Raw genomic sequence first — 13,651 nt, 5'->3', positions numbered from 1 at the left:
GGATCGCGGCGCGCGCGGGTTGCCCCGTCTCGTCGACACGCTGCGGTCAGCTTAGCCAAGCCGGGGCGCGTCGAGCGAACGGCCAGTCGGCGGCGGCAGTCGCACGGTAGATTGGGACCCATGATGCGTCTCGGATTCCTTCTCGGTGCCACTGTCGGCTTCATCGCTGGTATCAGCACGAGTCGCGTGCATGCAGAAGAGGTCGCGAAGGACATCGGCGGCAAGTCGAAGGCGTTCGCCGAGCGCATGACGGTGTCGGCGGAGGATCTGCGGCGACGCAGCGACACCCAGCTCGAGGACATGCGCCGGCGCGTGGACGAGCAGCTCGAGGACATGCGCAAGCGAGTCGACGATGGGTTCGACGACGTCAAGCGTCGGGTCGAGGAGGAAGTCGAGAAGAGCATCGAGTCCCAGGTGCAGACGCTCGTCCGTGCTGGCCAGGCCCGCGAGGACGTGCTCGAGACCTTCGAGGACGATGACGCGGACGCCATGGTCTCCCCCACTGAGACGACGTCGCCCCGCCACGCGGCTCGCGCCGACGATGCCCCTGCGGCATCGGACGAGAAGCAATCCAACTGACCTCTCGAGGCCTGACCGGTTCGGCCCCGCCGGTGCACATGCACCGGCGGGGCCTAACTGCTTGCAAGACGCTCGCCTCGCGAACGACGGGCTGACGCTACGAGAAGTCGCGCAGGTCAGCTCGGTCGAGGCTGTCCTCGAGCGCCATGGCCTGCGCCTGCGTGATGATGGGGATCGCGCTGGTCACCGCCTGAATACCCGAGAGGCGTTCAGGCGAGAGGATGCTCGTGACCTCTTCTCGGCTGAGGAGCCCCCGCTCTACGACGAGGTCCGCGATGGTGGCCTTCGTGTTGAGGGCCTCCTTCGCGAGCTTCGAGGCCTCCGAGTAGCCGATGTACGGCGTCAGGGCCGTCACGACGCCGACGGAGCTGGAGACCCTGGACTCGAGAAGCTCCTCGTTGGCGGTGATGCCGTCGATGCAGTTCACCCGCAGGGTGCGGGCTGCCCTGCGGAGCCAGGCCGAGTTCTGCATGAGCGTGTGGAGCATGACGGGCTCGAACGCGTTGAGCTGCAGCTGACCGGCTTCGGAGGCCATGGAGATCGTCACGTCGGCACCCGCGATGACGAACGCGACCTGATTGACCGCCTCAGGAATGACCGGGTTGACCTTGCCCGGCATGATCGACGAACCTGCCTGGCGTGCCGGCAGGTTGATCTCGCCGAGACCCGCCTGCGGGCCGGATGACAGCAGTCGCAGGTCGTTGCAGATCTTCGACAGCTTCATCGCCGTGCGCTTGATGACGCTCGAGAGCGACATGAAGACGCCCGTGTCGCTCGTGGCCTCGATGAGGTCGTGCGCCGTCTGCAGGTCGTTGTAGCCCGTGATCTTGCGAAGCTGTCGCATGACCGCGGACGCGTAGCTCGCTTCCGCCGTGATGCCGGTGCCGATCGCCGTCGCGCCGAGGTTGAGCTCGAGGAGCAGCGGCAGCACGTCGCGCAGGCGCTCGATGTCCTCGCCGATCGTCGTCGAGAAGCCGCTGAACTCCTGGCCGAGAGTCATCGGCACCGCGTCCTGCAGCTGCGTGCGACCGATCTTCAGGATGTGCTTGAACTCGCTCCCCTTGACGCGGAACGCGTTCTGCAGAAGCGTGAACTCGTCGATGAGCCGTTCGGTGGCGTGCACGAGCGCCACCTTGACGGCGCTCGGGTACGTGTCATTGGTCGACTGCGAGCGGTTGACGTGGTCGTTCGGCGAGAGGAACTCGTAGTCGCCGAACGGCCGGCCGGCGAGCTCGAGCGCTCGGTTGGCGATGACCTCGTTCACGTTCATGTTCGTGCTCGTGCCCGCGCCGCCCTGGATGACACCGACGACGAACTCCTCGTGGAGCTTGCCGTCGACGATGTCCTGGCAGGCGCGATCGATGAGCCACGAGCGTTCCTGATCGAGCACGCCGATCTCGAGGTTCGCACGTGCCGCCGCCTGCTTGACCTGCGCGTAGGCCACGATGAAGTCCGGGTACACGCTGATCTGTCGTCGGCTGATCGAGAAGTTCTCGAGGGCACGCGCGGTGTTCACGCCCCAGTAGGCACCTGCGGGGATCCGCATCTCGCCGAGCGAGTCGCGTTCGACACGGAATTCCTGCGTTTCTGACATGACCTGATGGTCCTCCAACTTCGTCGTCTGAGTTTCCGCGCTGACCTCAGCCTACTGCCGGCGCGCTCCTCGGATCGCCGCTTCGAGGAGACTCGCCAGCGCATCCACCTGGATGCTGTCGGCGGACTGCTCACCCGCGTCGATGCCCTCGAGCGCGCGCAGCGCGAGGCCCTGCTTGGCGTCGATCAGCTCCGCGATGCGGGCATCGATGGTCTGGGCCGCGACGATGCGCCACGCCGTGACCGGCTCTTCCTGACCGATGCGGTGCACGCGGTCGATGGCCTGGGTCTGCTCGGCTGCGGTCCAGCTGAGCTCGGCGAGCACCACGTCAGACGCGGCCTGCAGGTTGAGGCCGACGCCGGCGGCGAGGAGCGAGCAGACGACCACCTGCACGCTCGGGTCGTTCTGGAAGGCATCGATCGCGGCCTGGCGCGCCGCTGGCGACTGGTCGCCACGAATGGAGACGGATGAGATCTCGTTCTCGGCGAAGGTGCGCTCGGCCGCGTCCATGACCTCGATGTGCTTCGCGAAGAACACGACCTTGCCGGCCGAACGCGCGATCTGCCCCGCGTACTCCGCCGCGAGGCGCGCCTTGGCGGCACCGATCGTGCGGAGCATGGTGAAGATGCTCGCTCCAGTCGAGGAGGCCTTCGACTCCTCGACTTCCTGTCGTGCGATCATCCGCACCCGATCGAGGTCGACGACGCCGAGTTCGAGACCCGCGGCAGACGCCATCCGGCGGTAGCGCTCCAGGAGGCGCGCGACGAGCGCCGCCTCCGCCGCTCGGATGCTCCGGCCTTCGTCGGAGTCGAGCTCGACAGGCATGTCGACGACACGCTTCGCGGGGAGGTCCGCCGCGACGTCGATCTTCCGCCTGCGCACGATGCCGAGATCGATGACCGTCTGTCGCGCGGCGGCGAGGAAGCCGGGGTCGCTCGGCACGAGTCCCGTCTCGTCCAGGCGATCGAGCAGCAGCTGGGAGGGCCGATCGCCCTCGAGCCAGCCGAGGAACTGCCAGATGGCCTTGAAGTCGTCGACATCGTTGATGAGCGGCGTTCCCGTCAGCGCCATGAGCAGCGGATCTGCGCCTGGAACGCGCGCGCGGATGCTGTTCGCGAGCTGCATGACCAACCGCGACCGCTGCGACTGCAGGTTCTTGATGAAGTGCGCCTCGTCGAGCACCATGCCCTTGAACCCGAGAGAGGTGAGCCACCCCAGGTGGCGGTCGAGGATCTCGTAGTTGACGACGAACACGTCCGCGAAGGCGTCGATGCCCTGACCGTCACCGGAGATGACGGTGACGCGGCGGTTCGGGGTCCATCGCTGGACCTCGCGTGCCCAGTTCGTCTTCACGACGTTCGGGACGACGCACAGCAGCGGATACGCGTCGGCGACCGACGCCGCGAGCAGTGCCTGCGCGGTCTTGCCGAGTCCGGGCTCGTCGGCGAGCAGGTACGCCCTGTGCCCCTCGGCGACGCTCGCGAGGAGCCTCGCCTGGTGATCCATGAGCTCCTGCCCTGGCGGGGAGATTCGGTCCCACCGAGGGGCGGGAGGCAGCTCCATCGAAGCCGCGTTGCCGCCCGCACCGGTCTCGAAGGCACGGAGCAGCGGCCCGAGCAGCTCCCAGTTGGAGAGGCGCGAATAGTGCGGCGTCGTCGTGTTCACGCTGGTGAGCACGGGAGCGAGGAACGGGTTGGAACGCGTCCGCGCCTTGACGGACCCGGGAAGGACCTGACGTTGCGCGATCTCCGGCGGCAGCTTCTCCGCCTGGGCCTCGGGTTCCGGCTGCTCGTCGACGACCATCTCGATGCCGCCAGCGAAGAGCATCTGCTTGCGCAGGGCCTTCGCCGCCTCGCTGACAGGAGCGCCCGGTTCGAGCAGGCTGATGAGCGACGTGTCACGGGCAGCGGTCTTCGCGAGAATCGAGGCGAGACCGTCGAGACGCTTGAGCGCCTCGGCCCTGTCGTGCTCGCCGAGCTCCGTCGACTCCTTCGCCTTCGCGCGCTCTTCGCGCATCAGCAGGGCGATGACCTGGAACTTCGTGCGGTTCGACGGCGAGACCTTGCCTCGCTGAGCGGAGGCCTCGACTTCCCTCGCCGCCTTGGCGAGCTGAGGGATGACGCCGGTGTTGTCGACGGGCTTACGGTGGCGTGGCGCCGTGTGAACGCCGGCGCGACCGCCGGCTTGGGCGCGTGTCCTACGAGACATGCCCCTCCTTATGCAACGTGGCAGGGATCGGGAAGTTGAGCCGGGCGGAGGTCGCAGCATCGGCGCCGAACGCGGCGACCGGCAGTGAGGCGGGCGTCGGCCCACTCGAGTGACGAGCTCCCGGATGTCATGCAGGTCTCGAGGAGAGTTCAGATTCCCTCAGACACCAGCGTTGACAGTGTACGCCAGGCGACCCGCAGGTTTCGACTCGGGAACGACGTGTCGTTGCCCCGCACAGACTCTGCGCGGGTGCGATAATCGTCAGGTGCCACAACGCCCTTTCCCAGATCCCGACCGGCCGTACTTCACGCCGTCGAAGCGGGTCGCCGGCGACTGGAGCGCTCACATCGCGACGACGCTCGACCGCACCGCCACGCTGCTCGCAGGGTTGACGCCCGAACAATGGGAGACTCCCAGCAAGTGCGACGGCTGGAGCGTTCGTGACGTGGCCGGGCACCTCGCCTGGAGACTCGGCTCCCCCACATCCTCCCTCGTGCGTGAGGCGTCCAAGGGCGTCTTCCGCAAGGGACTGCGGGTCGACGCCTACCTGGACGACATCGCGAAGCGCGAGGGAGCAGCCCCGACCGAGGAACTCGTCGCGCGCATCCGCTCCATCGCGGCCACGAAGGTCGTCTCCCCGACGCGAGCCGGTATCTCCGAGCTCACCGAGGCGGTCGTGCACACCTACGACATGACCGAGGCGCTCGGTCTGCGGATCCGTCTCAGCCCACGGTCGACGAGCGCGGTTGCCCTCGTGCGCACGCGGGTGCCGCTCAGCTCGGCGGCATCCCTCGCGAAGCGCAATCGGCTCCGCGCGACAGATGCGCGGTGGCAGATCGGCGACAAGGGACCTGTGGTCGAGGGGACCGCGGCGCAGCTCGTGCTCAAGCTCTTCGGGCGCGGCGTGCAGCTCGACGACTAAGCACGTCCCACGGTGCCCACGCTGAGACGATCGGTCCGGCCTCCGGCGGGCGCCGACGATCTGTCGGATCTCCCCGGAAGTGCGACTCAGACGGCGTAGCTGCCGCCGAGCGTCTCCGCAGCCTCGACGACATCGAGCGCCATGCGGTCCTTGAGCGCGTCGATGCTGTCGAACTTCTCCATGCCGCGTATCCGCTCGACGAACTCCACGTGGGCCATGAGCCCGTAGAGGTCGACCGTCTCGCCGATGAGGTGCGCCTCGACCTGCTTGCGGGGCACCCCGTCGAAGGTGGGGTTGTTGCCGATCGAGATCGCCGCCGGAGCGCTCAGATCCCCGCCCCTGAACCAGCCCGCGTAGACCCCGTCGGCTGGAATGAGGCCCTCGAGCTCCGGCGACAGGTTCGCCGTCGGGAAGCCGAGCTCCCGACCGCGCTTCGCGCCGTGGACGACCTCCCCCGTCACGGTGTGGTTGTGCCCGAGCACTTCGGCGGCGGCACGGACCTCACCGGCTCCGAGGAGCTCGCGAACCCAGGTCGAGGATGCGCGGCGTTCGGCGCGCGAGCGCTCGTCCTCCGCCATCTCGTCATCGGCGATGACGATCTCGAATCCGCAGCTGGCGGCGAGCTCGCGCAGCAGAGCGACGTCGCCGGCCCCCTTGGCGCCGAAACGGAAGTCCTGTCCCACGACGATGAGCCGCATCCGGAGCGTACCCACGAGCAGGTCCCGGACGAACGCCTCCGGACTCATGCCAGCGAGGGTGTCGTCGAAGGGCAGGACGATCGTCGAGCCCAAGCCGGTCTGGGCGAGCAGGTCGATCTTCTGGCTCAGCGACGTGATCGGCTCTGGCTCGACGCCAGGCGTGATGAGCGAGAGCGGATGGCGGTCGAAGGTGACCGCGACCGGCTCCAGCCCGCGCGAGGAGGCCTCGTCGACGAGACGCGAGAGAAGCCACCGGTGGCCGCGGTGCACGCCGTCGAACTTGCCGACGGTGATGGCACTCGGCGCGAGCTCGACAGGCAGCTCAGCCAGTTCAGTGAACAGCCGCACGTTCCCTCTTTCGTCTCGATCGTCCCGTCTCAAGCCACGCGATGCCGAGGATCGGGAGCACAAGAGGAATATACGCGTAGCCCACCCCGAAGTCCGACCACACGGTGTCGGAGGGGAACAGTTCAGGGTGGAACTCCGTCAGCGACCCGACCACGAGGACGCCGACGAGCTCGAAGACGATCGTGAACCAGGCGATTCGATTCCAGACGCGCCCGCGCCGGACGAGCGCGATCGTGGCGAGCAGGTACACAAGCGCCGCGGCCGCGGAGAGCGAGTACGCGAGAGGCGCCTCGCCGAGCTTGGAGAGCAGCTGGTACGAGCTCCTGCCGATCGACGCCAGCGCGAGCACCGCGTAGATGACGACCAGCACTCGCCCCGAGCCCCGCGCACCCTGGTACCCGCCGTCGCTGCCGGGCTCGCGCTCGGCTCGGCTCACGCCTGTGCCCCGATGAACGGGCTGGCGCCGATCCAGATCTGGTGCATCCTGAAGACCATCACGCCGACGGTGAGGGCGGCGATGCCGAGGATCACGGTCGACCACCGTGTGCGCTCGACGAGACCCCAGAAGACCGCCGCGGGCGGGATGATGACCGCCACCACCCAGTACATCCAGAACTCGAGGGCGTCCCCGACCGGCGCATTCCCCGTGGCGGGCGCGATGAGCGCGATCACGAGCTGCGCCACGAGCAGCAGCTCGACGAGGGTGACGGCGCCCACCGTCACATCGCCGGGCTTGCGGCCGGCGACGCCCGCGATGACGCAGAAGACACCGGCTGCGGCGCTCACGAGGCAGAGCGTCCAGGTGAACCAGTCGATCACGCCTTGGCCTCCGTCGGCATGTTGAACTCCGACTTGAGCACGCCGGCCTTGGCTCTGGCGATGCCGATGAGGTCGCCGTCCGGGTCGATCGCGGCGAGCACCCCGTCGTCGGCGCCCGCATCGAGGCGCAGCTTCTTGCCGTTTCTGAGGTCGGCAGCCTGCTCGGCGGTCGCCTCGAAGGCGCGGAACCGTCGGAGCGCAGCTTGCGCCGGCGCCAGGAGGCGCGCTCCGAGGTCGTCCGCGTCCGGTGCGACCGCATCCTCGATGCCGAAGTCGCCGACGCGCGTGCGCCTGAGCGCCGTCAGGTGCGCACCCGTGGAGAGCGCAGCGCCGAGGTCTCGTGCCAGGGCCCTGATGTAGGTGCCGGACGAGCAGGAGACACGGATGTCGAGGTCGAGGACGGGCTGCTCTTCTGCGGTCGACGACCGCGAATCGAGGAGCTCGAGCTCGGAGATCGTCACGTCGCGGGCTGCGAGCTGCACGGCCTCGCCGTCGCGAACGCGCTTGTAGGCACGAACCCCGTCGACCTTGATCGCACTCACCGCGGAGGGGATCTGGCTGATCGGCCCACGAAGCGCAGACATCGCCGCCTCCACACGCTCTGGGGTGACCGCCGCGACAGCTGACGCGGGGGCAGTGGCTGTGACCTCCCCCTCCGCGTCCTCGGTGTTCGTCGAGACCCCCAGACGCACCGTCGCGAAGTACTCCTTGTCGTCGCCGACGAAGTAGGTGAGCAGACGCGTGGCGCCGCCCACGCCCAAGATCATGAGCCCGGTCGCCATCGGGTCGAGCGTGCCGGCGTGGCCGACCTTCCGCGTCCCGAGCGCCCGCCTCGTCATCGCGACGAGCGTGTGACTCGTCGGCCCCTGGGGCTTGTCAAGGAGGAGGACACCGCTTGGGCCGGAAGATGGAGTCGTCATGTCCCCAATATCCTACGGTGCCCGTAGGCTCGTTCCCGGCCACCGGACGGCGCCGGGACATCCCGGCGACCGCCCTTCCACACGCGCGGAGGAGATCAGATGCGGGTTGCGGTCATCGGCGCGGGCGCGGTCGGGGGTACGCTGGCGCTCCTCCTGGATCGAGCAGGGCACGAGGTCGTGCTCGTCGAGCGAGATGACGCGCGGGTGTCCCCCGCCGACCGACGGCACATCGTGCTCACCGGCGCGTTCGGCACGCACGACGCAGAGCTCGCGACGCGCCGAGAGCTGTCCGGAGCGTTCGACCTCATCCTGGTCGCCGTGAAGGCGCAGGACACCGTGCGCGCGGTCGAGCCGCACCTCGAAGCGGTGGCTCGCGCCGTGACGGTCGTCGTGCAGAACGGCCTCGAGGGTGCGTCGACCGTCGAACGGATGCTCACATCGATCCCGGAGGCGCTGAGGAGTGGATTCGTCGCAGGAGGGCTTGCCACGTTCGCCGTCAACCGGCCCTCGTCCGATGAGGTCCGGGCAACGGCGGCTGGATCGCTGACGCTCGGAACGGCATCCAGCGCCGACGCTCCGCGCCTCGCGCAGCTCGCAGCGGATCTGTCACCCGCGATCGAGGCCCGGGCCACCGATGACCTGGCCTCAGCGCTGTGGAGCAAGCTCCTCATCAATCAGGTCAACGCGCTGCCGGCCATCACCGGGCTCAGCGTGCAGGAAGTGGGTGAGCACCCAACCCTCCTGGGCGTCCTCGCTGCGAGCATGGGCGAGCTGCTCACCGTCGCGGCGGCCAGTGGCGCACACCACGTCGAGGTCGGCCCGTTCGACGCGGCGCTCGCATCTCTCGCGAACAGCCAACCTCGCGAGCCGGGTGACGCCAACGCTCGGAACGAGCGACTGGCGCGCGAGCTGTCCGCCGCCTTCGGTCCGACGCCGAACTACGCATCGACGCTGCAGAGCATCCGCCGCGGCGAGGCGACAGAGATCGACGCACTCAATGGAGCCGTGGTCGCCCACGGTCGCGCGCTCGGTCTGCCCGCTCCGGTGAACGCGACCCTTGCGGAGCTCGTCCACGACATCGAGCGCGGGCAACCCCACTTCTCCCCCTCCGCGGTCCACCGCTCAACGGTGACGGCCGCCATCAACGCCTGGTTCGACCGCGGCCATCGGGCACTCGCGTGGCGCCTGCCCACGACCACGCCGTGGGGTGTGCTCGTGAGCGAGACGATGCTGCAGCAGACCCAGGCCGCCAGAGTGGAACCGAAATGGCTCGACTTCATCGACCGCTGGCCCACGCCAGCTGCGATGGCCTCCGCATCGGAGGCCGAAGTGCTCCGGTTCTGGGATCGGCTCGGCTACCCGCGGCGAGCTCTCTGGCTCCTCGCGTGCGCCCGCTCCATCGTGGCTGACCACGCTGGCGCCGTCCCGCGCACACGCGAGGAGCTGCTCGCGCTGCCAGGCGTCGGTCCCTACACGGCATCAGCCGTGATGTCGTTCGCCTACGGCGTGCCTGAACCGGTTGTCGATACGAATGTTCGTCGAGTGCTCGCGCGCGCGTTCGGGGGCGTGGAGGCTCCGTGGGGGCCGTCTGCCGTGCGCGACGCCACGGAGATGCGGGCAGTCTCCCCCGCGGATCCCGACGCCGCGAACGCCTGGAACGCCGCAGCGATGGAGCTGGGTGCCGTTGTCTGCACCGCAAAGCGGCCGAAGTGCGAGGAGTGCCCCGTCATGGGCCTGTGCGCGTGGTTCCGAGCTGGCCGGCCAGCCTCCAGCGGCGCCGCCAGGAAGCGCCAGGCGACGTTCGCCGGATCCGACCGTGAGATGCGAGGCCTGGTGCTCCGCGAGCTCCGGTCGATCCCGGGCGGCGTGGAGATAGCGTTCCTGCAGCAGCACCTCGACCCATCCGGTGCGGATGCAGACCGCTTCACGCGTGCGATCGCCTCGCTGAAGAGCGACGGACTCATCGTGGAACGCGAAGCGGCGGAGATAGCGCTCGCCGGCGACTGAGCAGTCACCGGCGAACGCTGGAGCAGTGAGCAGAGGAGCGTCAGGCGTCCTCGGGCTCGTCCTTCTTCTCGTACGGATCGGCGTCACCCGCGTAGCTTGCCCCCTTGGCCTGCTCCGCGGATGCGCTATCACGCTCGTGCGCTTCCCGCAGCAGCGCCGCGATGGCGTCGGCGTTCTCGGGGATCGCATCCGGCACGAATTCGAGGCTCGGGGTGAGGCGCGACGTGATGTTCTTGCCCACCTCCGTGCGAAGCATCCCGGTCGCGCTCCTAAGCGCCGCGGCGGTGTCCCGACGCTCCTTCTGGTCGCCGTAGACGGTGTAGAAGATCGTGGCATGCTGCAGGTCACCCGTGACGCGCACGTCCGTGATCGTGACGAACCCGAGCCGCGGGTCCTTGACGCCTCGCTCGAGGGTCTTCGCGACGATGACCTTGATGCGGTCTGCGAGTCGCAGGGCCCGTGAATGATCGACCATGATGGCTACTTTCTCGTGTGCTGATGCAGACAGTCAAATGCGTCTGCAGTGTCTCAAACTGCGCAGAACCTGAAGGCGGGGCCCCGGCCGGTTGGCCAGGACCCCGCCCCGAGTACGCGCCGCGCTTCAGGCAGCGCGGCAGCTCGGTCGACAGCTAGACGCGCGGCTTCTCGACGAGCTCAGTCGTCTCGATCTCGTCGCCGATCTGGATGTCGTTGTACTTGCCGAGGCCGATACCGCACTCGAAGTCCGTGCGGACCTCGGTGACGTCGTCCTTGAACCGGCGGAGCGAGTCGATCGCGAGGTTGTCCGCGATGACGATGCCGTCGCGGATGACGCGAGCAGTCGCGTTCCTCGTGATCGTTCCGCTGCGCACGATACATCCGGCGATGTTCCCGAACTTGGAGGAACGGAACACCTCGCGGATCTCGGCGACACCCGACTGGACCTCTTCGAACTCGGGCTTGAGCATGCCCTTGAGCGAGTTCTCGATGTCCTCGAGCGCTCCGTAGATGACCGAGTAGAACCGGACATCCACGCCTTCACGAGCGGCACGCTCGCGCGCCTTCGTGTCGGGGCGCACGTTGAAGCCGATGATGATGGCGTTGTCGACCGTGGCGAGGTTGACGTCGGACTCCGTGATGGCGCCGACACCGCGGTGGATGATGCGCAGCTGCACCGAGTCATCCACATCGATCTTGAGCAGCGACTCCTCGAGTGCCTCGACGGCACCGGAGACGTCACCCTTGATGATGAGGTTGAGCGACTCGACCTTGCCCTCTTCGAGTGCACGGGTGAAGTCCTCGAGGCTGATGCGCTTGCGGGACTTCGCGAGGCTCGCGTTGCGCTCGACGGCTTCACGCTTCTCGGCGATCTGACGCGCGGTGCGGTCCTCTTCCGTGACGATGAAGGTGTCGCCTGCACGAGGAACGCTCGAGAGGCCCTGCACCTGGACTGGGCGCGAAGGCTCAGCCTCGGTGACGACCTGACCGTTCTCGTCGAGCATGGCCCTGACGCGGCCGTACGCCGTTCCGGCGACGATCGGGTCGCCGACCCGCAGCGTTCCCGACTGGATGAGGACGGTCGCAACCGCACCGCGTCCCTTGTCGAGCTTCGCCTCGATGGCGATACCGCGCGCCTCCTTGTTCGGGTTGGCGCGAAGGTCGAGACCTGCGTCAGCCGTCAGGAGGACCGCCTCGATGAGGCTGTCGATGTTGAGGTTGTTGCGAGCGGAGACGTCGACGAACATCGTGTCGCCACCGAACTCCTCGGCGACGAGCCCGTACTCGGTCAGCTGCGCGCGGACCTTCGACGGGTTCGCGTCTTCCTTGTCCACCTTGTTGACCGCGACGACGATCGGCACGTTGGCAGCCTGGGCGTGGTTGAGCGCCTCGACCGTCTGCGGCATGATGCCGTCATCCGCCGCGACCACGAGGATCGCGATGTCGGTGACCTGCGCACCACGGGCACGCATGGCCGTGAAGGCCTCGTGACCTGGCGTGTCGATGAACGTGATCGCGCGCTCGATGCCCTCGTGCTCGTGCCAGACCTGGTACGCACCGATGTGCTGCGTGATGCCACCGGCTTCGCCTTCGACGACGTTCGCGTTGCGAATCGCGTCGAGGAGGCGCGTCTTTCCGTGGTCGACGTGACCCATGACCGTGACGACGGGCGGGCGGATCTCGAGGACGTCGTCTCCTTCGTCCTCTGCTTCCTGGTCGAGGTCGATCGAGAAGCCCTCGAGGAGCTCGCGGTCTTCGTCCTCGGGGCTGACGATCTGGATGCGGTAGCCGAGCTCCTCGCCGAGGACCTCGAACGTGGCCTCGTCGAGCGACTCCGTTGCGGTCGCCATCTCACCGAGGTGGAACAGCACCGTCACGAGGTCGCCTGGGCTGGCGTCGATCTTCTCAGCGAAGTCCGAGATGGAGGCACCGCGGCGCAGGCGGATCGGCGTCGAGCCGTCTCCGCGACGAACCTTGACGCCGCCGACGCTCGGGGCTTCCCGCATCTCGAATTCTGCCCGCTTCGTCCGCTTGGACTTGCGCGCCTTCGACTTGCCGCCGCCACGACCGAACGCTCCGGCCGTCGAGCCGCGACCGCGACCGCCGCCACCAGGGCGACCTCCGCCGCCACCTGGACGCGGCGCGAAACCGCCACCGGCGCCTGGAGCGCCACCTGGGCGTCCGCCACCAGCGCCACCTGCACCCGGACGACCGCCTGGCCGGCCCGCACCCGCGGGGCGGGCACCTGGGAGGACGCGGGGCTGACCGGGACGCGGAGCTGCCGGACGGGGTCCGCCTGCACCTGCAGGACGGGGCCCGCCTGCGCCGCCCGGACGGGGGCCGCCACCGGCGCCGCCACCGGGGCGCATGCCCTGGTTCGAGGCGAATGGGTTGTTGCCGGGTCGCGAACGACCCATGCCCTGGCTGGACGCGAAGGGGTTGTTGCCCGGACGGGGTCCGGGACGCGGGCCGCGGGGGCGCGGGATCGAGGGGCTTGCGCCGCCCTCGGCCTGGGCAGGCTTGGCGTCGCCGGGAGCAGCGGGACGCTGCGCGTTCGGCTTCGGTGCGCCAGCCTCGGCTGCGGGAGCGGCAGGAGCCGCGGGCGCGGCAGCTGCGGGAGCCGGAGCCGGAGCTTCAGTTGCGGCCGGAGCCGGTGCTGGCTCAGGCTTGCGCTTCGGTCCGGGAGTCGGAGCCGAGGAACCGGCAGCCTTCTGCGTCGCGGCGGGCGCAGCGGGTGCGGCCGGCGCCGAGGGGGCGGAAGGTCCGGGCTTCGTGCCCGGGCGCACGCTCGACGGCGTCGCGCCACCGGGACGCGGGGAGCCGGGTTTCGATGCCGCGGGAGCCGCGGCCTGCGGCTGTGCGCCACCGGCTGCGTTGGTCTTCAGCGCCTCGCGAAGGCGACGGGCCACGGGGGGCTCGACGCTCGACGATGCGCTCTTAACGAACTCGCCCATGTCCTGCAGAGTCTTGAGGGCGGTCTTCGAGTCGACGCCCATCTCGCTGGCGATTTCGTGTACGCGTGGTTTTGCCACTTTTCTCCTGTCTGGGGCCCGCCCAAACAGGAGCGGACCATTAAAGT

The 13,651-nt window shown here is 68.6% G+C and carries 11 protein-coding genes; 3 read left to right on the top strand and 8 right to left on the bottom strand.

Annotated features, from left to right (window positions below; translation table 11 throughout):
- Positions 1 to 120 precede the first annotated feature (120 nt).
- Positions 121 to 579 carry a hypothetical protein gene (locus ACQFZP_RS03075; protein ID WP_211890277.1) on the top strand — a complete coding sequence of 153 codons (459 nt, stop codon included), beginning with the start codon at positions 121 to 123 and terminating at the stop codon, positions 577 to 579.
- Between the two features lie 97 nt (positions 580 to 676).
- Here the strand turns inward: ACQFZP_RS03075 and ACQFZP_RS03070 are convergent, their stop codons facing one another.
- Both ACQFZP_RS03070 and ACQFZP_RS03065 read right to left on the bottom strand, forming a co-directional pair.
- Positions 677 to 2,173 carry an aspartate ammonia-lyase gene (locus ACQFZP_RS03070; protein WP_211890276.1) on the bottom strand — a complete coding sequence of 499 codons (1,497 nt, stop codon included), beginning with the start codon at positions 2,171 to 2,173 and terminating at the stop codon, positions 677 to 679.
- A gap of 51 nt (positions 2,174 to 2,224) precedes the next feature.
- Positions 2,225 to 4,381 carry a DEAD/DEAH box helicase gene (locus tag ACQFZP_RS03065; protein WP_211890275.1) on the bottom strand — a complete coding sequence of 719 codons (2,157 nt, stop codon included), beginning with the start codon at positions 4,379 to 4,381 and terminating at the stop codon, positions 2,225 to 2,227.
- Between the two features lie 265 nt (positions 4,382 to 4,646).
- Here ACQFZP_RS03065 and ACQFZP_RS03060 point away from each other — a divergent pair, with 265 nt between their 5' ends.
- The gene (locus tag ACQFZP_RS03060) at positions 4,647 to 5,303 is read left to right on the top strand and encodes a maleylpyruvate isomerase family mycothiol-dependent enzyme (protein ID WP_181026984.1); all 657 of its coding nucleotides are present in this window, start codon (positions 4,647 to 4,649) and stop codon (positions 5,301 to 5,303) included.
- A gap of 86 nt (positions 5,304 to 5,389) precedes the next feature.
- On the opposite strand, the gene ACQFZP_RS03055 is transcribed toward ACQFZP_RS03060, so the two are convergent.
- From ACQFZP_RS03055 to truB, 4 genes are read right to left on the bottom strand one after another with little or no spacing between them, the layout of a single operon-like run.
- A complete protein-coding gene (locus ACQFZP_RS03055; protein ID WP_211890274.1) occupies positions 5,390 to 6,349 on the bottom strand; it encodes a bifunctional riboflavin kinase/FAD synthetase in 960 nt (319 codons plus the stop codon).
- Entirely contained in the window at positions 6,333 to 6,785 is a 453-nt protein-coding gene (locus ACQFZP_RS03050; protein WP_104312124.1) for a hypothetical protein, read from the bottom strand. The genes ACQFZP_RS03055 and ACQFZP_RS03050 overlap by 17 nt, the downstream gene beginning before the upstream one ends.
- Positions 6,782 to 7,168: a hypothetical protein gene (locus ACQFZP_RS03045; RefSeq protein ID WP_211890273.1), complete on the bottom strand. Its 387-nt coding sequence runs from the start codon at positions 7,166 to 7,168 to the stop codon at positions 6,782 to 6,784. Before ACQFZP_RS03045 ends, ACQFZP_RS03050 begins: the two co-directional genes overlap by 4 nt.
- Positions 7,165 to 8,088, bottom strand: coding sequence for a tRNA pseudouridine(55) synthase TruB (truB, locus tag ACQFZP_RS03040; protein WP_211890272.1), 924 nt, complete (start codon positions 8,086 to 8,088; stop codon positions 7,165 to 7,167). Before truB ends, ACQFZP_RS03045 begins: the two co-directional genes overlap by 4 nt.
- Positions 8,089 to 8,187: 99 nt before the next feature.
- Between truB and ACQFZP_RS03035 the strand changes: the two genes are divergently transcribed.
- Complete coding sequence (locus ACQFZP_RS03035) at positions 8,188 to 10,095, top strand: 2-dehydropantoate 2-reductase (RefSeq protein WP_211890271.1); 1,908 nt, start codon at positions 8,188 to 8,190, stop codon at positions 10,093 to 10,095.
- Between the two features lie 40 nt (positions 10,096 to 10,135).
- Here ACQFZP_RS03035 and rbfA read toward each other — a convergent pair whose 3' ends face one another.
- Both rbfA and infB read right to left on the bottom strand, forming a co-directional pair.
- Positions 10,136 to 10,570 carry a 30S ribosome-binding factor RbfA gene (gene rbfA, locus ACQFZP_RS03030; protein ID WP_179556555.1) on the bottom strand — a complete coding sequence of 145 codons (435 nt, stop codon included), beginning with the start codon at positions 10,568 to 10,570 and terminating at the stop codon, positions 10,136 to 10,138.
- 154 nt (positions 10,571 to 10,724) lie between these two features.
- Complete coding sequence (gene infB / locus ACQFZP_RS03025) at positions 10,725 to 13,604, bottom strand: translation initiation factor IF-2 (protein WP_211890270.1); 2,880 nt, start codon at positions 13,602 to 13,604, stop codon at positions 10,725 to 10,727.
- Positions 13,605 to 13,651: the final 47 nt, after the last annotated feature.

The organism is Pseudoclavibacter sp. Marseille-Q434 (assembly GCF_050315415.1).
In the GTDB taxonomy this organism is placed as follows: domain Bacteria; phylum Actinomycetota; class Actinomycetes; order Actinomycetales; family Microbacteriaceae; genus Pseudoclavibacter.
Note: the sequence above shows the minus strand (reverse complement) of the source record. Positions and strands in the feature narration are given on the sequence as shown.

Bases quoted from the DNA above. Each gene is read 5' to 3' on its own strand.
- ACQFZP_RS03070 (WP_211890276.1), bottom strand. From the start codon at position 2,173: ATGTCAGAAACGCAGGAATTCCGTGTCGAACGCGACTCGCTCGGCGAG.
- ACQFZP_RS03035 (WP_211890271.1), top strand. From the start codon at position 8,188: ATGCGGGTTGCGGTCATCGGCGCGGGCGCGGTCGGGGGTACGCTGGCG.
- ACQFZP_RS03065 (WP_211890275.1), bottom strand. From the start codon at position 4,381: ATGTCTCGTAGGACACGCGCCCAAGCCGGCGGTCGCGCCGGCGTTCAC.
- rbfA (WP_179556555.1), bottom strand. From the start codon at position 10,570: ATGGTCGATCATTCACGGGCCCTGCGACTCGCAGACCGCATCAAGGTC.
- truB (WP_211890272.1), bottom strand. From the start codon at position 8,088: ATGACGACTCCATCTTCCGGCCCAAGCGGTGTCCTCCTCCTTGACAAG.
- ACQFZP_RS03075 (WP_211890277.1), top strand. From the start codon at position 121: ATGATGCGTCTCGGATTCCTTCTCGGTGCCACTGTCGGCTTCATCGCT.